Origin of the sequence: Streptomyces sp. FXJ1.172 (assembly GCF_001636945.3) — a bacterium.
Lineage (GTDB): Bacteria > Actinomycetota > Actinomycetes > Streptomycetales > Streptomycetaceae > Streptomyces.
The window spans coordinates 5896465-5918733 of sequence record NZ_CP119133.2 but is presented as its reverse complement, the minus strand read 5'-3'; the positions used below and the strand labels follow the sequence as shown (position 1 = coordinate 5918733).

General features: G+C 71.3%; 18 protein-coding genes. 12 read left to right on the top strand and 6 right to left on the bottom strand.

All coding sequences use genetic code 11. The features are described from left to right. Positions 1–25: 25 nt before the first annotated feature. Positions 26–1486: a sodium:solute symporter gene (locus A6P39_RS26510; RefSeq protein WP_067052230.1), complete on the bottom strand. Its 1461-nt coding sequence runs from the start codon at positions 1484–1486 to the stop codon at positions 26–28. 146 nt (positions 1487–1632) lie between these two features. Between A6P39_RS26510 and A6P39_RS26505 the strand changes: the two genes are divergently transcribed. Together A6P39_RS26505 and A6P39_RS26500 are read left to right on the top strand one after the other, a co-directional pair. Then, positions 1633–3114 (top strand): PucR family transcriptional regulator, encoded by a 1482-nt coding sequence (locus tag A6P39_RS26505; RefSeq protein WP_199840931.1) that lies wholly within the window; start codon positions 1633–1635, stop codon positions 3112–3114. A gap of 62 nt (positions 3115–3176) precedes the next feature. Then, positions 3177–3965, top strand: coding sequence for a phosphatase (locus tag A6P39_RS26500; RefSeq protein WP_067052234.1), 789 nt, complete (start codon positions 3177–3179; stop codon positions 3963–3965). Positions 3966–4032: 67 nt separating this feature from the next. Here A6P39_RS26500 and A6P39_RS26495 read toward each other — a convergent pair whose 3' ends face one another. From A6P39_RS26495 to A6P39_RS26480, 4 genes are all read right to left on the bottom strand, one after another. After that, positions 4033–4377, bottom strand: a complete 345-nt coding sequence (locus A6P39_RS26495) for a hypothetical protein (RefSeq protein WP_159396149.1) — start codon at positions 4375–4377, stop codon at positions 4033–4035. Between the two features lie 257 nt (positions 4378–4634). Beyond that, complete coding sequence (locus A6P39_RS26490; protein ID WP_067052237.1) at positions 4635–5513, bottom strand: acyl-CoA thioesterase; 879 nt, start codon at positions 5511–5513, stop codon at positions 4635–4637. A 35-nt stretch (positions 5514–5548) separates the two neighbouring features. Further along, a complete protein-coding gene (locus tag A6P39_RS26485) occupies positions 5549–6706 on the bottom strand; it encodes an acyl-CoA dehydrogenase family protein (protein WP_067052239.1) in 1158 nt (385 codons plus the stop codon). Positions 6707–6851: 145 nt separating this feature from the next. Continuing rightward, positions 6852–7481, bottom strand: coding sequence for an SACE_7040 family transcriptional regulator (locus A6P39_RS26480; protein WP_067052241.1), 630 nt, complete (start codon positions 7479–7481; stop codon positions 6852–6854). Between the two features lie 97 nt (positions 7482–7578). Here A6P39_RS26480 and A6P39_RS26475 point away from each other — a divergent pair, with 97 nt between their 5' ends. From A6P39_RS26475 to A6P39_RS26430, 10 genes are all read left to right on the top strand, one after another. Continuing rightward, the gene (locus tag A6P39_RS26475) at positions 7579–9195 is read left to right on the top strand and encodes a carboxyl transferase domain-containing protein (RefSeq protein WP_067052243.1); all 1617 of its coding nucleotides are present in this window, start codon (positions 7579–7581) and stop codon (positions 9193–9195) included. Between the two features lie 11 nt (positions 9196–9206). Further along, positions 9207–11210: an acetyl/propionyl/methylcrotonyl-CoA carboxylase subunit alpha gene (locus A6P39_RS26470; RefSeq protein WP_067052245.1), complete on the top strand. Its 2004-nt coding sequence runs from the start codon at positions 9207–9209 to the stop codon at positions 11208–11210. Further along, complete coding sequence (locus A6P39_RS26465) at positions 11207–12151, top strand: hydroxymethylglutaryl-CoA lyase (protein WP_067052247.1); 945 nt, start codon at positions 11207–11209, stop codon at positions 12149–12151. Before A6P39_RS26470 ends, A6P39_RS26465 begins: the two co-directional genes overlap by 4 nt. 5 nt (positions 12152–12156) lie before the next feature. Then, positions 12157–13317, top strand: a complete 1161-nt coding sequence (locus A6P39_RS26460) for an acyl-CoA dehydrogenase family protein (protein WP_067052266.1) — start codon at positions 12157–12159, stop codon at positions 13315–13317. A gap of 165 nt (positions 13318–13482) precedes the next feature. Continuing rightward, complete coding sequence (locus A6P39_RS26455; protein ID WP_067052249.1) at positions 13483–14529, top strand: ABC transporter substrate-binding protein; 1047 nt, start codon at positions 13483–13485, stop codon at positions 14527–14529. 53 nt (positions 14530–14582) lie between these two features. Beyond that, the gene (locus A6P39_RS26450) at positions 14583–15425 is read left to right on the top strand and encodes a siderophore-interacting protein (RefSeq protein ID WP_067052251.1); all 843 of its coding nucleotides are present in this window, start codon (positions 14583–14585) and stop codon (positions 15423–15425) included. 127 nt (positions 15426–15552) lie between these two features. Then, the gene (gene desA, locus A6P39_RS26445) at positions 15553–17019 is read left to right on the top strand and encodes a lysine decarboxylase DesA (protein ID WP_067052253.1); all 1467 of its coding nucleotides are present in this window, start codon (positions 15553–15555) and stop codon (positions 17017–17019) included. Continuing rightward, a complete protein-coding gene (locus tag A6P39_RS26440; protein ID WP_067052255.1) occupies positions 17003–18292 on the top strand; it encodes a lysine N(6)-hydroxylase/L-ornithine N(5)-oxygenase family protein in 1290 nt (429 codons plus the stop codon). Before desA ends, A6P39_RS26440 begins: the two co-directional genes overlap by 17 nt. Continuing rightward, complete coding sequence (locus A6P39_RS26435) at positions 18289–18828, top strand: GNAT family N-acetyltransferase (RefSeq protein ID WP_067052257.1); 540 nt, start codon at positions 18289–18291, stop codon at positions 18826–18828. The genes A6P39_RS26440 and A6P39_RS26435 overlap by 4 nt, the downstream gene beginning before the upstream one ends. Further along, complete coding sequence (locus A6P39_RS26430; protein WP_275883908.1) at positions 18825–20597, top strand: IucA/IucC family protein; 1773 nt, start codon at positions 18825–18827, stop codon at positions 20595–20597. The genes A6P39_RS26435 and A6P39_RS26430 overlap by 4 nt, the downstream gene beginning before the upstream one ends. A 55-nt stretch (positions 20598–20652) precedes the next feature. Here A6P39_RS26430 and A6P39_RS26425 read toward each other — a convergent pair whose 3' ends face one another. After that, positions 20653–22254, bottom strand: coding sequence for a beta-N-acetylhexosaminidase (locus A6P39_RS26425; protein ID WP_067052420.1), 1602 nt, complete (start codon positions 22252–22254; stop codon positions 20653–20655). Positions 22255–22269: the final 15 nt, after the last annotated feature.

Here is a 22269-nt window from a genome sequence, read left to right as displayed (position 1 = left end):
CGCATGTACTGCTTTCCGTACGACTCTACTGGTGAGCCGGGACCGGTTCGGACGGACGTTCGGCGGACCGCCCGGCGAGGCGCTCGCGCCAGGCGGCGAGGACGGCCTCGTCGGTGGGCGTGGTGGCCAGGGAGACGGCCGTGTAGGCGGCGAGGGAGGCGAGCAGGCCGTAGTAGACCGGTTCGTTGGCGAGGATCCCGTAACCGGCCATCAGGCCGATCACCGCGAGGCCGCCCACGATCACCGAGGCCAGCGCGCCCTGTGCCGTGCCGCGCTTCCACAGCAGGCCGCCGAGGATGGGCACGAGCAGGCCGCCGACGAGGAGGTTGTAGGCGACCGTCAGTGCCTCGACCACGTTGTTCAGCGCGATCGCCGTGCCGATCACCGCGACGCCCATGATCAGGATGAAGGCGCGGTTGCCCTTGACCTCGTCGTGCGCGTCGCCGTCCCGCCGTACGGCGCCCTTCAGGCGCGACCAGATGTCGTTGTTGGCCACCGTGGCGCAGGCGATGAGGGCGCCGGAGGAGGTGGACATCACGGCGGCGAGGGCGGCGGCCAGCACCAGGCCGCGTACGCCGACGGGGAGTTCGGCCTTGACGACGGTGGCGAAGGCGTCGTCGGGGCTGCCGAGCTTGGGGTAGAGCACCTTGGCGGCCGTGCCGATCACCGCGCCGGCGAGGGCGTAGGCCAGACAGTAGGTTCCGGCCACGGTGCCGCCCCACTTGGCGGTCCTGTCGCCGCGGGCGGTGAACACGCGCTGCCAGATGTCCTGGCCGATCAGCATGCCGAACGTGTAGATCAGGACGTAGGTGAAGATCGTCTCGCCGCCGATGCCCAGCGGGTCGAAGTACGAGGTGGGCAGCTTGGCCCTCATCTCGCTGAAGCCGCCCGCCTTCACCACGGCGATCGGCAGGAGCAGGAGCAGGATGCCGATGGTCTTCACCACGAACTGGACCATGTCCGTCAGGGTGATCGACCACATGCCGCCGAGGGTGGAGTAGGCGACGACGATCGAGCCGCCGACGACGATCGCGAGCGTCCGGTTCATGTCGAAGAGGACGTCGAAGATCGTGGCGTAGGCGATCGTCGAGGTGACGGCCAGCATGAGGGTGTACGCCCACATGACCACGCCGGAGATGAGCCCGGCGCGGCCGCCGTAGCGCAGGTCGAGCATCTCGGAGACGGTGTAGACCTTCAGGCGGGCGATGCGGGCGGAGAAGAAGACGGACAGGGCGAGCAGGCCGAGGCCGATGGTGAAGACCATCCACGCGCCGGAGAGGCCGTACTGGTAGCCGAGGCCCACGCCGCCGATGGTGGACGCGCCGCCGAGGACGATCGCCGCCATGGTGCCGGAGTACATGGCGGGCCCGAGGCGGCGGCCCGCCACCAGGAAGTCGCTCTTGGACTTGGCGCGGCGCATGCCCCACCAGCCCATGGCCAGCATCCCGGCGAGATAGACGACGATCACTGTGTAGTCGACGGCCATGAGGCCCTCCTTCACTCGAAGTCGCACTGGGGGTCGCCGGCGGGTGACGTCCACCGACAGTAGGTGGCCGGAAAGCGACTGCGAAGTGTACGTTTCATCCATATGCACGGGGTGGAGTGGAGGATATGCACACCATGCCGGAATCGATGACCCCAGCAGCGCCGGCCGTCCCGCCGACCCCACCCGTACCGCTCTCGGCCCTGCTGGCCCGCGAGGACCTGGCACTGCGGCAGATCGCGGGGCCGACGGACCGGGGAACCGTGATCCACTGGGCGCACACCTCGGAGATGGCCGACCCGTACCCGTATCTGCTGGGCGGCGAGCTGCTGCTCACGGCCGGGGTGCACATCCCGGAGGCGGCGGGCTCCGGTACGTACTTCGACGACTACGTCGCCCGGATCGTCGCGGCGGGCGGCGCGGCGCTCGGCTTCGGCCTGGCCCCGGTGCACGACACCGTCCCGCGCGCCCTGGCCGCCGCCTGCGAGCGCCACGGCCTGCCGCTGCTGGAGGTCCCGCCGCAGACCACGTTCTCCGGTGTGGCCCGCGCGGTGTGGCAGCTGATGGCCCAGGCCCGGCTGGCCGAGCTGCGCCGGGTCACCGAGGCCCAGCAGGGTCTCGCCTCCGCCGCCGCACGACCGGACCCGGTCCCCTCGGTCCTGCGGCAACTGGCCCGGCACCTGGCCGGCCGGGCGGTGCTCCACGGCCCCGACGGCACGGAGATCGCCTCGGCGGGCCGGGCCGCGGGGCCAGGAGTGCGGGAGGCGCTGACGGACCTGGCGGGGGTGGTACGGCCGACGGGCGCGGGCACCCCCGCCTCCGCCACCGACACGCTCGGGGACACCCACCTCGCCGCGTACGCCCTCGGTCCGGGCGAGGGTTTCGTCCTGGGCGTGGCCACCGCGCGGCGCGAACCCGGGGACCACACCATCGCCTCCGTGGCCTCCGTACTGCTGTCGCTGCTGACCGGGGAGCATCACAGCGGTGCCGGGGCGGCGCGGTCGTCGGCGCTCGTGCGGCTGCTGCTCGGCGCCCCGCCGGAGCAGGTCGCACCCCTGCTGGGCGACGGCGACTGGGTCGTCGTCCACGCACGGCCCGAGACGCAGCAGCCCGACGCCGTCGCCGCCTCCGCCCTCGGCGCCGCCCTCGGTTCGCCGCTGGTCGATCTCGCCCGGGACGTCGTACGGGTACTGGTGCCGAGCGGGCGGGAGCCTGCGCCGCAGCCCGGCTGGACGCTCGGGGTCAGTGCCGCCGTGGAGCCGCGCGAGTGGCCGGCCGCCGACACCCAGGCGGCCCGTGCGCTGGCCCGGGCCCGCGCCACCCGTACCCCGCTGGTCCGGCACGGGGCCCGGCCGGGCCTCACCGACCTGGTGCCGCGGGCGGACGCCGAGGCACACGCCCGTGCCCTGCTCGCACCGCTCACCGGCCAGCCCGCGCTCACCGAGACCCTGCGCAACTGGCTGTCACTGCACGGCAGTTGGGACCGTACGGCGGTGGCCCTGGACGTGCACCGCAACACCGTGCGGCAGCGCATCGCCCGCTGCGCCGCCCTGCTGGGCGCCGACCTGGACGACCCGGACGTCCGCATGGAGCTGTGGTTCGCGCTGCGGCACGGCCGAGCAGGCGAGTGACCCCCGTCCCAGCCCCCGATATGCCGAGGACTCCGGTGACGCGCTGCCCCACAATGGGAGGCATGCCGATATCCGGGACACCCAGCCGCGCCCAGCTCGTCGACCACCTGGTGAGGACCCGTATCGCGGGGGACGTCGCCACGCCCCGCGAGAACAACCTCTCCCACTACCGTCAGCTCGCCAACGGTGTCCGCAACTTCTGGCTCGGGCTGGAGCTGGGCGACCGCTGGAGCGACGAGCAGGACGTGCTCGCGGTGATGGCCGAGCGGGTCGGGGTCAACGACGATCCCGAGTACCGGTACGGGCAGGACACCATCGACCCCGAGCTGACCGTGGACGCGCTGGAGCGGATGGCGGCGCGGCTGCGCAAGGCGGCCGAGGGGCGGCAGCGGGTGCTGTTCGCCACCGGGCACCCCGGCGGCCTGCTGGACGTGCACCGGGCCACGGCCGCCGCGCTGCGTGCCGCGGGCTGCGAGATCGTGGTCATCCCGGACGGGCTGCAGACGGACGAGGGGTACGTCATGCAGTTCGCCGACGTCGCGGTGCTGGAGCACGGGGCGACGCTGTGGCACACCCACTCCGGGGAGCCGATGCGGGCCATTCTGACGGGACTTGAAGGCGAGGGCCGGCCGCTGCCGGACCTGGTGGTCGCCGACCACGGCTGGGCCGGGTACGCCGGTCAGCACGGGGTCGATTCCGTCGGGTACGCCGACTGCAACGATCCGGCACTGTTCCTCGCCGAGTCCGAGGGCACCGTCCAGGTCGTCGTACCGCTGGACGACCATGTGCTCAGCCCGCGCCACTACGACCCGATGACGGCCTATCTGCTCGCGGAGGCGGGGCTCTCCTGAGGCCGACAGCACTGTGCGGCTCCTCGCGCGCGGAGCCGCACAGTGCGGGCGTGTTGGACGTCAGCGGTCAACGGCCGTTGCCGCCACCGCCGTTGCCGCCACCGTTGCCCCCGCCCCAGTTGCCGCCACCGTTGCCCCCGCCCCAGTTGCCGCCACCGTTGCGACCGTTCTCGCCACCGCCGCCTCGGCCGTTCTCGCCGCCGCGGCCGCCGCGGCCGTTCTCGCCGCCGCCGTGGTGACGGCCGCCGTGATGGTGCCGGCCGCCGCAGCCGCACTCGTGGTGCCGGTGGTGGCCGTGGCGGTGAGCCGGGGCCGCCGAGGCGGTGCCGGCCGCGCCGACCGCCGTTCCGCCGGCCAGCAGGAGGCCGGCCGCGGACATCACGACATAACGCTTAACGCGCTGTGCTCGCATGGGAATTTACCCTTTCGTTTCCATCATCTCTCGCAGCTCCCTGAGGGAAGACACGGGATGGATGGCCGGCGCCGTGCTCACGGAAAGGGAAGGGCACGGCGCGCTTTTCAGGTGTCGCCACAGAGGTTGGCTACAGGGTCGTCACCGCCGGGACCTCGCACTCCGGGTATCCGGAGCGCAACCGGACGGTCACGCCGTGTACTGCGGCTTCACTGAAAGAGCGTAATGCCCGATTCGTCACTCGGCATCTCGGCGAGTCAGCCACGCGGAACGCGGACCACGCCCTCCTGGATGACGGTGATGGCGAGTTGCCCGTCCTGTGTGTAGATACGGGCCTGGCCGAGGCCCCGGCCGCCGTGCGCGGACGGCGACTCCTGGTCGTACAGCAGCCACTCGTCGGCACGGAAGGGGCGGTGGAACCACATCGCGTGGTCCAGGGAGGCGCCCACGACATCGCCGACCGCCCAGCCGCCGCGGCCGTGCGCGAGCAGCACGGAGTCGAGGAGGGTCATGTCGGAGACGTAGGTGGCGAGGACGACGTGCAGCAGCGGTTCGTCGACGGCGCCGCCCAGCTTGCCGTTGGTGCGGAACCACACCTGGCTGTGCGGCTCGCGCGGCGTGCCGAACTGCCCGTACGGCGGCTCCTCGACATAGCGCAGATCGACCGCTTCGCGGGCCTCGGCGAACTTCTCGACCACGGCCGGATCGAGGTGGCCGTAGCCGCGCAGCCGCTCCTGCGAGGTGGGCAGCGTGGCGGGGTCGGGCGCGGGCGGCATCGGGGCCTGGTGCTCGAGGCCGTCCTCGTACGTCTGGAAGGACGCCGAGAGGTGGAAGATCGGCTTGCCGTGCTGGACGGCGACCACGCGGCGGGTGGTGAAGGAGCGGCCGTCGCGGATGCGGTCCACGGTGTAGACGATCGGCGCGCCGGGGTCGCCCGGGCGCAGGAAGTACGCGTGCAGGGAGTGGGCGGTGCGGTCCGCGGGGACGGTTCGCCCGGCGGCGACCATCGCCTGCGCCGCGACCTGCCCGCCGAAGACACGGGGGACGACGGCGGAGCGGGACTGGCCGCGGAATATGTCCTCCTCGATCCGCTCGAGGTCGAGCAGATCGAGGAGGTCCTGAAGTGCCTGGCTCATGAGGTCAGTTGTACCGGCCAGTTATGGCGCGAGCCTTACAGGCCCATGTCCTTGGCGATGATCGTCTTCATGATCTCGCTGGTGCCGCCGTAGATGCGGTTGACGCGGTTGTCCGCGTAGAGGCGGGCGATCGGGTACTCGTTCATGAAGCCGTAGCCGCCGTGCAGCTGGAGGCAGCGGTCGATCACACGGTGGGCGACCTCGGTGGTGAACAGCTTGGCGCTGGCGGCCTCGGCCGGGGTCAGCTCACCGGCGTCGAGGGCCTCCGTGGCGCGGTCGACGACGGCCTCGGCCGCGTCCACCTCGGCCTGGCAGGCGGCCAGCTCGAACTTGGTGTTCTGGAAGGCGGCGACGGGCTGGCCGAAGACGACGCGGTCCTGGACGTACTGCTTGGCGAACCGGACGGCGGCCTTGGCCTGCGCGTAGGCGCCGAAGGCGATGCCCCAGCGCTCGGAGGCGAGGTTGTGGCCGAGGTAGTAGAAGCCCTTGTTCTCCTCGCCGAGGAGGTCCTCGACGGGGACCTTGACGTCGACGAACGCGAGTTCGGCGGTGTCGGAGGTCTTGAGGCCGAGCTTGTCGAGCTTGCGGCCGACCGAGTAGCCCTCGGCCTTGGTGTCCACGACGAAGAGGGAGATGCCGTGGCGGCGGTCCTCGGCGGTGGGCGCGGAGGTGCGGGCGCAGACGATCATGCGGTCGGCGTGCACACCGCCGGTGATGAAGGTCTTGGCGCCGTTGAGGACGTAGTGCGTGCCGTCCTCGCTGAGCCTGGCGGTGGTCTTCATGCCCGCGAGGTCGGAGCCGGTACCCGGCTCGGTCATCGCGATGGCCCACATCTCCTCGCCGGAGACGAACTTCGGCAGGTAGCGCTTCTTCTGCTCGTCGGTGGCGAGCAGCTTGATGTAGGGCAGGCCGAGCAGCACGTGCACGCCGGAGCCGCCGAAGGCGACACCCGCGCGGGCGGTCTCCTCGTAGAGGACGGCCTCGAACTTGTACGAGTCGATGCCCGCGCCGCCGTACTCCTCGTCGACCCGGATGCCGAAGACACCCAGCTCGGCGAGCTTGTAGTAGAACTCGCGGGGGGCCTGGCCGGCGGCGAACCACTCGTCGTAGACGGGCACGACCTCGGCCTCGATGAAGGCGCGGATGGTCTCCCGGAACGCCTCGTGATCCTCGTTGAACAACGTACGGCGCACGGTTTACCTCCACGTACTCGACACGACGGCCTGTCTAAGCGCTTGCTCAGACTCGAAGATACCGGCCAGTACGGTGCGCCGTCCAGGGTGAGCTATCCCACGCGCAAGCCCTGTGGCCGCAAGCTGCCGCGAACGTCCCGGCGCCTCACTCCCCTTCCGCCGCCGCCTCCCTTGCCGCCGTCTCCCCCGCCGCCTCGAACGCGCCGCACGCCATCCTGTGCAACAGGGCCGCCGTGGTGCCCCGGCCGGGCAGCGTGCCCGCGCGGCCGAGGTGCGGGGTGGAGTTGAGCAGGCCGAAGACCGAGTGGACGGCCGAGCGGGCCGCGGGCTCGGTCAGCGCCGGGTACACCTCGCGGACGACCCCCACCCACAGCTCGACGTACTGCCGCTGGAGCTGGCGCACCAGCTTGCGGTCGCTGTCGCGCAGCCGGTCCAGCTCACGGTCGTGCAGGGTGATCAGCGGGCGGTCGTCCAGGGCGAAGTCGATGTGGCCCTCGATCAGCGAGTCGAGCACGGCCCGGGCGCCGGTGCCGCCGTCGGCCTCCGCGAGGCGCCGCTTGGCCCCCGTCAGCAGCTGGCCGCTGATCCCGACCAGCAGCTCGGCGAGCATCGCGTCCTTGCCCGGGAAGTGGCGGTACAGACCGGGGCCGCTGATGCCGACCGCGGCGCCTATCTCGTCCACACCGACGCCGTGGAAACCGCGCTCCGCGAAGAGTCGCGCGGCTTCCTTCAGGATCTGTTCGCGCCGGGTGGGGGCGTCGGTTCTGGTGGCCATGCGGGTAATTCTAGACAGCGAGGTTAGCGGTCGTTAACCTGAAGGAAATGGTTAACGCTCATTAACAGGTTCGATCACCGGGTGAGGGGACCGCAGGATGCAGGAGGCACCGGAACTCCGGAGCGCGGCAGACCCCGCGTCGGAGGCCTGGCGGGCCAATGAACAGGCCCACCTCGCGCTCGTCGAGGAGCTGCGCGGCAAGCTGGCCGCGGCGGCGCTCGGCGGTGGCGAGAAGGCCCGCGCGCGGCACACCGCGCGCGGCAAGCTGCTGCCCAGGGACCGGGTGGACATGCTCCTCGACGCGGGCTCGCCGTTCCTGGAGCTGGCACCCCTCGCGGCCGACGGGATGTACGACGGGCAGGCCCCGGCCGCCGGCGTGATCGCCGGGATCGGGCGGGTCAGCGGGCGCGAGTGCGTGATCGTCGCCAATGACGCCACGGTCAAGGGCGGCACGTACTACCCGATGACCGTGAAGAAGCACCTGCGCGCGCAGGAGGTGGCGCTCGACAACCGTCTGCCCTGCGTCTACCTGGTCGACTCCGGCGGCGCCTTCCTGCCGATGCAGGACGAGGTGTTCCCGGACCGGGAGCACTTCGGGCGGATCTTCTACAACCAGGCGCGGATGTCCGGCGCGGGCATCGCACAGATCGCCGCCGTACTCGGCTCCTGCACCGCCGGCGGGGCGTACGTCCCGGCGATGAGCGACGAAGCGGTGATCGTCCGCGACCAGGGGACGATCTTCCTCGGCGGCCCGCCCCTGGTGAAGGCGGCCACCGGCGAGGTCGTCACGGCCGAGGAGCTGGGCGGCGGCGAGGTCCACTCGCGGATCTCGGGCGTCACCGACCACCTCGCCGAGGACGACGCGCACGCGCTCAGGATCGTGCGGAACATCGTCGCCACGCTCCCGGCCCGGCAGTCCCCGCCCTGGGAGGTGCGGCAGAGCGTGGAGCCCAAGGCCGACCCCTACGGGCTGTACGGCGCGGTCCCGGTCGACTCCCGTACCCCCTACGACGTACGCGAGATCATCGCGCGCATCACGGACGGCTCCCGTTTCGCCGAGTTCAAGAGCGAGTTCGGGCAGACGCTGGTCACCGGGTTCGCCCGCATCCACGGCCACCCGGTCGGGATCGTCGCCAACAACGGCATCCTGTTCTCCGAGTCCGCCCAGAAGGGCGCCCACTTCATCGAGCTGTGCGACCAGCGCGGCATCCCGCTGGTGTTCCTGCAGAACATCTCCGGGTTCATGGTCGGCAAGGACTACGAGGCGGGCGGCATCGCCAAGCACGGCGCCAAGATGGTGACGGCCGTCGCCTGCACGCGCGTGCCGAAGCTGACGGTGGTGGTCGGCGGCTCGTACGGCGCGGGCAACTACTCGATGTGCGGCCGGGCCTACTCCCCCCGCTTCCTGTGGATGTGGCCGGGCGCCAAGATCTCCGTCATGGGCGGCGAGCAGGCCGCCTCCGTGCTCGCGACGGTCAAGCGGGACCAGCTGGAGGCGCGCGGCGAGGAGTGGCCGCCCGGGGAGGAAGAGGCCTTCAAGGCGCCGATCCGCGCGCAGTACGAGCGCCAGGGCAACGCCTACTACGCCACCGCCCGGCTCTGGGACGACGGCGTGATCGACCCGCTGGAGACCCGTCAGGTGCTGGGACTCGCCCTGACGGCCTGTGCCAACGCGCCACTGGGAGACCCCCAGTTCGGCGTCTTCCGGATGTGAGGAGGGGAACCGTGTTCGACACAGTGCTGGTGGCCAACCGGGGCGAGATCGCCGTACGCGTCATCCGTACGCTCCGCTCGCTGGGCGTGCGCTCGGTGGCGGTCTTCTCCGACGCCGACGCCGATGCGCGGCATGTCCGGGAGGCCGACACCGCGGTACGGATCGGCCCGGCGCCGGCCGCCGAGAGCTATCTGTCGGTGCAGCGGCTGCTCGAGGCCGCCGCCCGCACCGGCGCACAGGCCGTCCACCCCGGGTACGGCTTCCTCGCCGAGAACGCGGCCTTCGCGCGCGCGTGCGAGGAGGCGGGGCTGGTGTTCATCGGCCCGCCGGCGGACGCGATCGCGCTCATGGGCGACAAGATCCGCGCCAAGGAGACGGTGCAGGCGGCCGGAGTGCCGGTGGTCCCCGGCGGCCGCGACCCCGAACTGGCCGCGGCGGCCCGCTCGTTGGGGGCGCCCGTGCTGCTGAAGCCGTCGGCCGGCGGTGGCGGCAAGGGCATGCGGCTGGTGCGGGACATGACGGTCCTCGAGGAGGAGATCGCCGCCGCCCGCCGCGAGGCCCGCGCCTCCTTCGGCGACGACACCCTGCTCGTCGAGCGGTGGATCGACCGGCCCCGGCACATCGAGATCCAGGTGCTGGCCGACGGGCACGGCAATGTCGTCCACCTCGGTGAGCGCGAGTGCTCGCTGCAGCGGCGGCACCAGAAGATCATCGAGGAGGCGCCCTCGGTCCTGCTGGACGAGGCCACGCGCGCGTCGATGGGCGAGGCGGCCGTGCAGGCGGCCCGCTCCTGCGGGTACCGGGGTGCGGGCACGGTGGAGTTCATCGTGCCGGGAGGCGACCCGACGCAGTACTACTTCATGGAGATGAACACCCGCCTCCAGGTGGAGCACCCGGTCACCGAACTCGTCACCGGGCTGGACCTGGTCGAATGGCAGCTGCGGGTGGCGGCCGGGGAGAAGCTGGGCTTCACGCAGTCCGAGGTCACGCTGACGGGGCACGCCGTGGAGGCCCGGATCTGCGCCGAGGACCCTGCGCGCGGCTTCCTCCCCTCCGGCGGCACGGTGCTGCTGCTGGACGAGCCCCGGGGCGAGGGCGTCCGCACGGACTCCGGGCTCGGCGAGGGCACCGAGGTGGGCAGCCTGTACGACCCGATGCTGTCCAAGGTCATCGCCCACGGCCCCGACCGCGCGACGGCACTGCGCAGGCTCCGGGCGGCCCTCGCGCAGACGGTCACGCTGGGCGTGCCGACCAACGCGGGCTTCCTGCGGCGGCTGCTCGCGCATCCGGCGGTCGTCCAGGGGGACCTGGACACCGGTCTGGTCGAGCGGGAAGTGGACGCGCTGGTGCCGGACGAGGTGCCGGACGAGGTCTACGCGGCGGCGGCGCTGCTGCGTCAGGCCGCGCTCGCGCCCGCCGACGGCCCCGGCTGGACGAACCCGTTCGCCGCCGCGGACGGCTGGCGCCTCGGCGGCCGGCGGGCCTGGACGGCACACCACCTGCGGGTGACCGGCCACGAGCCGGTCACCGTGCGGGTGCGCAGCACGCCGGACGGCGGGACCGAGCTGCTGCTGCCCGGCGCGGACCGGCCCGTGCGGGGGTCCGGGTGCGTTCCGGCGCGGCCCGGCGGCCCGCACCGGGTCACCTTCCGGCTCGATGGCGTCGCCCACACCTTCGCCGCCTCGCCGGACGGCACCTGGCTGGGCCGGGACGCGGACGCCTGGCAGGTGCGGGACCACGACCCGGTGGCCGCGGCGCTCACCGGGGCCGCGCACGCGGGCGCCGACTCGCTGACCGCGCCGATGCCGGGCACGGTGACGGTGGTGAAGGTCGCCGTCGGCGACGAGGTCACCGCGGGCCAGAGCCTGCTGGTGGTGGAGGCGATGAAGATGGAGCACGTCATCTCCGCCCCGCACGCGGGCACGGTCGCCGAGCTGGACGTGACGCCGGGCTCGACGGTCGCCATGGACCAGGTGCTCGCCGTGATCGCACCCCATGAGGAGGTGGCGGAATGAGCGTCGAGGGACTGCCGATGGTCCTCCCGGCCCCGGACCTGCCCGCGCGCGTGCGCATCCACGAGGTCGGCGCGCGCGACGGGCTGCAGAACGAGAAGGCGGCCGTTCCCACCGAGGTGAAGGCGGAGTTCATCCGCCGACTGGCCGGCGCGGGGCTGACGACGATCGAGGCGACCAGCTTCGTGCATCCCAAGTGGGTGCCCCAACTGGCCGACGCCGAGCAGCTGTTCCCACTGGTCAGGGACCTTCCGGGGCTCGCGCTCCCGGTGCTGGTGCCCAACCGGCGCGGCCTGGAGCGGGCGCTCGCGCTCGGCGCCGAGCGGGTCGCGGTCTTCGCCAGCGCCAGCGAGTCCTTCGCCCGGGCCAACCTCAACCGCTCGCTGGAGGAGTCGCTCGGCGTGTACGAGCCGGTGGTGCGGCACGCCAAGGAGGCGGGGCTGCATGTGCGCGGCTATGTCTCGATGTGCTTCGGCGATCCGTGGGAGGGCGCGGTGCCGCTCCACCAGGTGGCCTCCGTCTGCACGGCCCTGAGGGACATGGGCTGCGACGAGCTGAGCCTCGGCGACACGATCGGCGTGGCCACCCCGGGCCACGTCCAGGAACTGCTCAACCTGCTCAACGAGGAGGGCGTGCCGACCAACGAGATCGGCGTGCACTTCCACGACACCTACGGCCAGGCGCTCGCGAACACCTACGCGGCCCTGGAGCACGGGGTGACCACGATCGACTCCTCCGCCGGCGGGCTGGGCGGCTGCCCGTACGCCAAGTCGGCCACCGGCAACCTCGCCACCGAGGACCTCGTCTGGATGCTGCACGGCCTCGGCATCGAGACCGGGGTCGACCTGGACCGTCTCACCGCCACCAGCGTGTGGATGGCCGCCCATCTGGACCGGCCCAGCCCGTCCCGTACCGTCCGCGCTCTCTCCCACAAGGACCAGTGATCAGCATGGACCACCGTCTCAGCCCCGAGCTGGAGGAACTCCGCCGCACGGTGGAGGAGTTCGCGCACGACGTGGTGGCGCCGAAGATCGGCGACTTCTACGAGCGGCACGAGTTCCCGTACGAGATCGTCCGCGAGATGGGCCGTATGGGCCTGTTCGGGCTGCCGTTCCCGGAGGAGTACGGCGGCATGGGCGGCGACTATCTGGCCCTCGGCATCGCCCTGGAGGAGTTGGCCCGGGTGGACTCGTCCGTGGCCATCACCCTCGAGGCCGGGGTCTCGCTGGGCGCGATGCCCCTGCACCTGTTCGGCACGCCGGAGCAGAAGCGCGAGTGGCTCCCCCGGCTGTGCGCGGGCGAGATGCTGGGCGCGTTCGGCCTGACCGAGCCGGACGGCGGCTCGGACGCGGGAGCCACGCGTACGACGGCCCGCCTGGACGCGGACACGAACGAGTGGGTCATCAACGGCACGAAGTGCTTCATCACCAACTCCGGTACGGACATCACCGGTCTGGTGACGGTCACGGCGGTCACCGGCCGGGGGCCGGACGGCAGGCCGCGGATCTCGGCGATCATCGTCCCGTCGGGCACGCCTGGCTTCACGGTCGCCGCGCCCTACTCGAAGGTCGGCTGGAACGCCTCGGACACCCGCGAGCTGTCCTTCCAGGACGTCCGGGTGCCGGCCGCGAACCTGCTCGGCGAGGAGGGCCGGGGCTACGCCCAGTTCCTGCGCATCCTCGACGAGGGCCGGATCGCCATCGCGGCCCTGGCCACGGGCCTGGCGCAGGGCTGCGTCGACGAATCGGTGAAGTACGCCAAGGAACGCGAGGCGTTCGGCCGGCCGATCGGCGCGAACCAGGCCATCCAGTTCAAGATCGCCGACATGGAGATGAAGGCCCACACGGCCCGCCTGGCCTGGCGCGACGCGGCGTCCCGGCTGGTCGCCGGGGAGCCCTTCAAGAAGGAGGCGGCCCTGGCCAAGCTGTACTCCTCCACCGTCGCGGTGGACAACGCCCGCGACGCCACCCAGATCCACGGCGGCTACGGCTTCATGAACGAGTACCCGGTGGCCCGCATGTGGCGCGACTCCAAGATCCTGGAGATCGGCGAGGGCACGAGCGAGGTGCAGCGGATGCTGATCGCCCGGGAGCTGGGGCTGGTGAGCTGAGAAAGAGCCCCGCACGGCGGGTCCGGTGCGCTGTCCGGCCGGGACGGCGCACGCCGGACATCACGTCCCGCCGCATGGGGCCCCTGGACATCAACTGAGGTTAGGCTAACCTTGCTTTCGTCCTGTCCGGCGGGCGTTCCGCCCCGTGCGAAAGCAGTCAGACCCATGCCCTTTGCCCGTGCCACCCATCCGACTCGCCGCGGAATCCTCGCCGCGGGCGGCGCCATCGGACTCGGCGCCGCACTCGCGGCCTGTGGGGACGACAAGGGCAAAGACGCCAGCTCCGGCCCGGGCTCGACGGCCGCCAAGTCCGGCCCCTGGTCCTTCAGGGACGACCGCGGCCAGAGTGTGAAGCTGGACAGGGTTCCCGCGAACATCGTCGCGTTCACCGGCGTGGGCGCCGCGCTCTACGACTACGGCGTCCAGGTCAAGGGCGTCTTCGGCCCGACGACGACCAAGGACGGCAAGGCCGACGTCCAGGCCGGCGACATGGACGTCAGCAAGCTGACGGTCCTCGGCAACACCTGGGGCCAGTTCAACATCGAGAAGTACGCCTCGCTCGCGCCGGACGTGCTGATCTCGACGATGTTCGACAACGCGGGCACGCTCTGGTACGTCCCCGAGGAGTCGAAGAAGAAGATCGCCCAACTGGCCCCGAGCGTCGGCATCTCCGTCTACGACCGCCAGCTCACCCAGCCGCTGCAGCGCATGTGGGACCTCGCCGGGTCGCTCGGCGCGGACATGAAGGCGGCCAGGGTGACCGACGCCAGGAAGCGGTTCGAGGCCGCCGCCGCCCGGCTGCGCGCCGCCGCCAAGGCCAAGCCCGGCATCAGGGTGATGGCCGGTTCCGCGAGCGACCAGCTCTTCTACGTCTCCGGTACCGACCTCTCCGTCGACCTGGAGTACTTCAAGTCCCTCGGCGTGAACTTCGTCGAGCCCCCGGCGAGCGCGAAGAAGCAGGGCGGCGGCTGGTACGAGTCGCTGAGCTGGGAGAACGTCGACAAGTACCCGGCCGACATCATCATGATGGACGACCGGACCTCGGCGATCCAGCCCGCCGGCATCACCAAGCCGACCTGGAAGAAGCTGCCCGCGGTGAAGGCGGGCCAGGTCATCGCCCGCTCACCCGAGCCGATCCTGTCCTACGCCAAGTGCGTCCCGCTGCTGACGACTCTGGCGGAGGCGCTGGAGAAGGCCAAGAAGGTCAGCTGACCGGCGGGCTGACCGCACCTCAGCCCTGACGTCATTCCATCCCAGGAGCCCGCATGACGACGGCCGTAGCCGCCCCGTACCGTTTCTTCTCCCTCCAGGTCGTACGGACGAGGCGGCTCGGGCCGTCCCTGGTCCGGGTCACCTTCACCGGGGACGACCTGTGCGCTTTCCAGTCGCTGGGGAACGACCAGTCCCTCTCGCTCTTCCTGCCGCACCCCGGCCAGAGGGAGCCCGCCGTCCCGCTGGACCTGGGCGACGGCTGGTGGCAGGCCTGGCGCGAACTGCCGGACGACGTACGGGCGGTGATGCGCTCCTACACCCTGCGGGCGCTGCGCCGCGACCCTGATGAGATCGACATCGACTTCGCCCTGCACGGCCTCGAGCCCGGCGCCCACGCCCCCGCCGGGCCCGCCTCCCGCTGGGCCGCCCGGGCCGCCGCCGGTGACCGGGTCCTGGTGCTCGGGCCGGCCGTCGCCGACAACCGCGCGATCCGCTTCCGGCCGCCCGAGGACACCGACCTCGTCGTCCTGTGGGGCGACGAGACCGCCGTACCCGCCGCGACCGCGATCCTCGAGTCCCTGCCGGCCGGCACCCGCGTCCGGGCCTGGCTGGAAGTGCCGCACGCCGGTGACATCCAGGACGTGCACACCGAGGCGGACGCGGAGATCACGTGGCTCGTACGGCACGACGGGGCCCCCATGGCCGTCGACGCCGTACGGGCCGCCCAACTCCCCCGCGCCGGACGGCCCTATGTGTGGCTCGCCGGTGAGTCGGGCCAGGTGAAGGCGTTGCGGCGGCACTTCGTCGGCGAGTGCGGGGTCGACCGGCGGCGGGTGACCTTCGTCGGGTACTGGCGGCGGGGGATGACCGAGGAACAGCTGCGCGCCACCGGCTGACCACCGGCCCCTCGTGACCGCGGTCACGGGCGAGGCATGCCTTGATCCAATTAACTTAGGTTAGGCTAACCTAAGTTAAAACGGCCCCCGTTCACACCCCACGGACCGTCCCCCGGAGGACCCCCACATGCGCTCGCACCTGCTCAATGGCCTCACCACGGAGCACTACCGCAGCTCCGTGACCGAAGGAGTCGAGCGGGTGGCAGCCAAACTCGCCACCACCGACCGCCCGTTCACCGGCGTCACCGTCGACGCCCTCACCCCCCGCGTCGACGCCATCGACCTGGACCGGCCGCTCGGCGACACCGCCGCCGTCCTGGACGAGCTGGAGGACGTCTACCTGAAGGACGCGGTCTATTTCCACCACCCCCGCTACCTCGCCCACCTCAACTGCCCGGTCGTCATCCCGGCGGTGCTCGGCGAGGCCGTGCTCTCGGCGGTCAACTCCTCCCTCGACACCTGGGACCAGTCGGCCGGCGGCACCCTCATCGAGCGCAAGCTCATCGACTGGACGGCCCGGCGGATCGGCCTCGGACCCGCCGCCGACGGAGTGTTCACCTCCGGCGGCACCCAGTCCAACCTCCAGGCGCTGCTGCTGGCGAGGGAGGAGGCGAAGCCGGGGCGGGCGGGGTGGGAGGAAGGGGATCCCCTCGCGAAACTGCGGATCTTCGCCTCCGAGGCCAGCCACTTCAGCGTGCAGAAGTCCGCCAGACTACTGGGCCTTCGCCAGGAGGCGGTCGTCCCCGTCCCCGTCGACCACGACAAGCGGATGCAGACCGTCGCCCTCGCCCACGAGCTGGAGCGCTGCACGAGGGACGGCCTCGTCCCCATGGCCGTCGTCGCCACCGCCGGCACCACCGACTTCGGCTCCATCGACCCCCTCCCGGAGATCGCCGAGCTGTGCGCCCGGTACGGCGTGTGGCTGCACGTCGACGCGGCCTACGGCTGCGGACTGCTCGCCTCCCTGAAGTACCGGGACCGCCTCGCGGGCATCGAGCGGGCCGACTCCGTCACCGTCGACTACCACAAGTCCTTCTTCCAGCCGGTGAGTTCCTCCGCGGTCCTGGTGAAGGACGCGGCCACCCTGCGCCACGCCACCTACCACGCGGAGTACCTCAACCCGCGCCGCATGGTGCACGAACGCATCCCCAACCAGGTCGACAAGTCCCTGCAGACCACCCGCCGCTTCGACGCCCTCAAGCTGTGGATGACCCTGCGGGTGATGGGCGCCGACGGCATCGGGCAGCTCTTCGACGAGGTCTGCGACCTGGCGGCCGAGGGCTGGAAGCTGCTGGCCGCCGACCCCCGCTTCGACGTCGTCGTCGAGCCCACCCTGTCCACCCTGGTCTTCCGCTGCATCCCGGCGGCCGTCACCGGCCCGGCCGAGATCGACCGCGCCAACCTCTACGCCCGGCGGGCCCTGTTCGCCTCCGGTGACGCCGTGGTCGCGGGCACCAAGGTGGGCGGCCGCCACTACCTGAAGTTCACCCTGCTCAACCCCGAGACGACCGCGGCCGACATCGCCGCCGTCCTCGACCTGATCGCCGGCCACGCCGAGCAGTACCTGGGAGAGTCCCTTGACCGTGCGTCCTGAAGCCCCGGAAAAGACCCATGACTTCGTGGGGATCGGGCTCGGCCCCTTCAACCTCGGCCTCGCCTGCCTGACCGAGCCGATCGCCGGACTCGACGGCGTCTTCCTGGAGTCCAAGCCGGACTTCGAGTGGCACTCCGGGATGTTCCTGGACGGCGCCCACCTGCAGACGCCGTTCATGTCGGACCTGGTCACCCTCGCCGACCCGACCTCGCCGTACTCCTTCCTCAACTACCTGAAGGAGAAGGGCCGGCTGTACTCGTTCTACATCCGCGAGAACTTCTATCCGCTGCGCGTCGAGTACGACGACTACTGCCGCTGGGCGGCGGGCAAGCTCGGCAGCGTGCGGTTCTCGACGACGGTCACCGAGGTGACGTACGAGGACGAGGTGTACGTCGTCCGCACCCGGGGCGGCGAGACGTTCAGGGGCCGTCACCTGATCCTCGGCACGGGCACCGTCCCCTTCGTCCCGCAGCCCTGCCAGGGGCTCGGCGGCGACACCGTCCTGCACAACTCCCAGTACATGCACCGCAAGGCGGAGCTGCAGGCGAAGAAGTCGATCACGATCGTCGGCAGCGGGCAGAGCGCGGCCGAGATCTACCACGAGCTGCTCGCCGAGATCGACGTACACGGCTACGAGCTGAACTGGGTCACCCGCTCCCCGCGCTTCTTCCCCCTCGAATACACCAAACTGACCCTGGAGATGACCTCCCCGGACTACATCGACTACTTCCGCGCGCTGCCCGAGGAGACCCGCTACCGGCTGGAGAAACAGCAGAAGGGACTGTTCAAGGGCATCAACTCGGACCTGATCGACTCGATCTTCGACCTGCTCTACCAGAAGAACGTCGAGAGCGGCGACCGCCCGGTCCCGACCCGGCTGGTCACCAACTCGTCGCTGAACAGCGCCCGTTACGAGGACGGCGCGTACACCCTCGGCTTCCGCCAGGACGAACAGGGCAAGGACTTCGAGATCCGCACCGAGGGCCTGGTGCTGGCCACCGGCTACCACTACACGCCGCCCGCCTTCCTCGCCCCCGTGCGCGACCGGCTCCGCTTCGACGGCCACGGCCGCTTCGACGTCGCCCGCAACTACTCCATCGACACCACCGGCCGCGGCGTCTTCCTGCAGAACGCCGGCGTCCACACCCACAGCATCACCAGCCCCGACCTGGGCATGGGCGCGTACCGCAACGCGTACATCATCCGCGAGCTGCTCGGCAGCGAGTACTACCCGGTCGAGAAGACCATCGCGTTCCAGGAGTTCGCCGTATGACCAGCACGACCATGACCTTCGCCTTCCGTGACGTCGACCCGCTGAAGGACGCGGAGCTGCTGCACACCTGGGTCACCCACCCGAAGGCGGCCTTCTGGATGATGCGGGAAGCAAGGCTCGAGGACGTCGAGCGCGCGTACATGGAGATCGCCGCCGACGAGCACCACCACGCCCTGCTCGGCCTGCGCGACGGCGAGCCCGCGTTCCTGATGGAGCGGTACGACCCGGCGCACCGGGAGCTGGTGGGGCTGTACGAGCCGCGGCCGGGGGACGTCGGGATGCACTTCCTGGTGCCGCCGGCCGACACGCCCGTGCACGGGTTCACCAGGTCCGTCATCACCGCGGTGCTGGCGCACCTCTTCGCGGACCCCGCGGTGGACCGCGTCGTCGTGGAGCCGGACGTGCGCAACACGGCCGTGCACGCCCTGAACGAGGCCGTCGGGTTCGTGCCCGAGCGGGAGATCCAGAAGCCGGAGAAGCGGGCCCTGTTGAGTTTCTGTACGCGCGAGCAGTTCACGAAGGCGGTGTCCGCATGACCCTCTCCGACGCCGTGGCACACCTGTCCCCCGAGCGCTGGGAGACGGCCGGCCGGCTGCTCATACGCAAGGCGCTCGCCGAGTTCGCGCACGAGCGCCTGATCACGCCCGAGGCCCTCGGCGACGGGCGGTACGCCGTCCGCAGCGACGACGGGCTCACCGTCTACCGGTTCACCGCCGTCCGCCGGGCCCTCGACCACTGGCAGATAGACGCCGGCTCCCTCTCCCGGCACCGGGCGGGGGACGAACTCCCGCTCGCCGCCCTGGACTTCTTCATCGAGCTGAAGGAGTCCCTCGGGCTCAGCGACGCGATCCTGCCGGTCTACCTGGAGGAGATCTCCTCCACCCTCTCCGGCACCTGCTACAAGCTGGCCAAGCCCCGCATCACCGCCGCGGAGCTGGCCGGCAGCGGCTTCCAGGCGATCGAGACCGGGATGACCGAGGGCCACCCGTGCTTCGTCGCGAACAACGGGCGGCTCGGCTTCGGCGTCCACGAGTACCTGTCGTACGCCCCGGAGACCGCGAGCCCCGTCCGGCTGGTGTGGCTGGCCGCGCACCGCTCACGGGCCGCGTTCACGGCGGGCGCCGGGATCGAGTACGAGTCCTTCCTGCGGGAGGAGCTGGGCGAGGAGACGCTGGACCGCTTCCGTGCCACGCTGGCCGGCCAGGGCCTCGACCCCGCCGACTACCTCCTCATCCCCGTCCACCCCTGGCAGTGGTGGAACAAGCTGTCCGTCACCTTCGCCGCCGAGGTGGCCCGGCGGCACCTGGTCTGCCTCGGCGAGGGCGACGACGAGTACCTGGCCCAGCAGTCCATCCGGACCTTCTTCAACCGCAGCGACCCCCGCAAGCACTACGTGAAGACGGCCCTGTCCGTGCTCAACATGGGCTTCATGCGCGGGCTGTCCGCCGCCTACATGGAGGCCACCCCGGCGATCAACGACTGGCTGGCCCAGCTGATCGAGAACGACCCGGTGCTGAAGTCCACGGGCCTGAGCATCATCCGGGAGCGGGCGGCCGTGGGCTACCGGCACCTGGAGTACGAGCAGGCCACCGACCGCTACTCGCCGTACCGCAAGATGCTGGCCGCACTGTGGCGGGAGAGCCCCGTGCCCACGCTGAAGGACGGCGAGTCCCTCGCGACCATGGCCTCCCTGCTGCACCTGGACCACACCGGCGCCTCCTTCGCGGGCGCGCTGATCGAGCGGTCCGGGCTCGCGCCCGCCGAGTGGCTGCGGCAGTACCTGCGGGCGTACTACACCCCGCTGCTGCACTGCTTCTACGCCTACGACCTCGTCTTCATGCCGCACGGCGAGAACGTGATCCTGGTGCTGGAGGACGGGGTGGTGCGGCGGGCGGTCTACAAGGACATCGCCGAGGAGATCGCGGTGATGGACCCGGACGCGGTGCTGCCGCCGGAGGTGCGGCGGATCCGTGTGGAGGTGCCCGAGGACAAGAAGCTGCTGTCGGTCTTCACCGACGTCTTCGACTGCTTCTTCCGTTTCCTCGCCGCGCACCTGGCAGGCGAGGGGATCCTCACGGAGGACGGCTTCTGGCGCACGGTCGCCGAGGTCACCCGTGAGTACCAGGAGTCCGCGCCCGAACTCGCCGGCAAGTTCCGGCAGTACGACATGTTCGCCCCCGAGTTCGCGCTGTCCTGCCTCAACCGGCTCCAGCTGCGCAACAACGAGCAGATGGTGGACCTGGCGGATCCGTCCGGCGCGCTGCAGCTCGTCGGGACCCTGCGCAATCCGATCGCCGGGTTCTGACCTGGACGGGCAGGCACCCCGGTGTACGGTCCACCGGGGTGCCCGCGGACGTGGGTCAGCTCGTCGGCCACGGCACCTGCGGCGACCGGTAGTAGCCGATCCCGAGGGCGTCCCAGCGCGGGGCCTGCGCGGCCAGGCGCACCTTGTAGGTGTTCCAGTCGTGCGTGGCCGCCGGGGACCAGCCCAGCTCGGCCGCGCCGGGAAGGCGCGGGAACGCCATGAAGTCGATGTCGGCGGACGTCTTCAGCGTCTCGGACCACAGGGGCGCCTCCACCCCGCGGATGGCCGGGCCCGGCGCTCCGGCGAGGTAGTCGCCCGGATCCCAGTCGTAGGACCGCTGCACCTCCACCAGGCCCGCCCAGGTGGTGCCCAGCTTGGTGTCCTTGGTGTACTTCATGTCGAGGTACACCCGGTCGGCCGGGGACAGGACCAGCCCGGTGCCGTTCCGGGCGGCCTTGACGACCTGGTCCTTCTCGGCGGCGCTGGTGCCGTCCGTGCCCCAGTACTGGGCGAGCGCTCCCTTGGCCGGGTGGGCGCCGGTGAGCTGGTGCCACCCCATGACCGTCTTGCCGTACTTCGCGACGATGGGCTGCACCCGGTCCATGAAGGTCACGTAGTCGTCGTGGCTGGTGGAGTGCGCCTCGTCGCCGCCGATGTGGAGGTAGCGGCCGGGGGTGAGCGCGGCCAGCTCGCGCACGACGTCGTTCGCGAAGTCGTAGGTGACCTGCTTGGGCACGCACAGCGAGCTGAAGCCGACCTTGGTGCCGGTGTACAGCGGGGGCGCGGTGCCGTCGCAGTTGAGCTGGGCGTAGGAGGCGAGGGCCGCGTTGGTGTGGCCGGGCATGTCGATCTCGGGGACGACCTCCAGGTAGCGGGAGGCCGCGTAGGAGACGATCTCGCGGTACTGGGCCTTGGTGTAGTGGCCGCCCTTGCCGCCGCCGACCTCGGTGGAGCCGCCGTAGGTGGCCAGGCGCGGCCAGGAGTCCGTGGTGATGCGCCAGCCCTGGTCGTCGCTGAGGTGCAGATGCAGCTCGTTGATCTTGTAGAGGGCCAGTTCGTCGATGTAGCGCTTGACCTGGGCGACGGTGAAGAAGTGCCGGGAGACGTCCAGCATGGCGCCGCGGTAGGCGTAGCGGGGGCGGTCCTCGATGGTGCCGCCGGCGATCTGCCAGGGGCCGGGCTGCACGGTCCTCTTCTCCACGGCGGGTGGCAGCAGCTGACGCAGGGTCTGCACGCCGTGGAAGAGGCCGGCGGGGGCGCTCGCGACGATGGTGACACCGTCGGCGCCGCTGTGCAGCCGGTAGCCCTCGGCGCCGAAGTCGCCCTGGGCGAGGTGGAGCCAGATGCCGCCGGTGCCGTGGTCGGTGAGCGGCAGCGGGTATCCGGTGGAGGGCCGCAGGATACCGGCGAGGTACGCGCCGATGCCGCGGACCTCGGGGGTGGCGTCGACACGGACGCCGGTGCCCCGGGTGATGCGGTACGGGGTGCCGCCCGGTGCGACCGAGGCGGGCGCGGGGACCACCTGGCCGAGGGGGGCCGGGGCGGCGGCTTCGGCGGCGGGGGCGGCGCCGAGGGTGAAGACCCCGGCCGCCGCGACGAGCAGCAGGGATCCGAGGATGCGGGGCGTTCGGGGAGTCGTGCTGTGGTTGCGTCTCACATGCGCTCCCTTCAA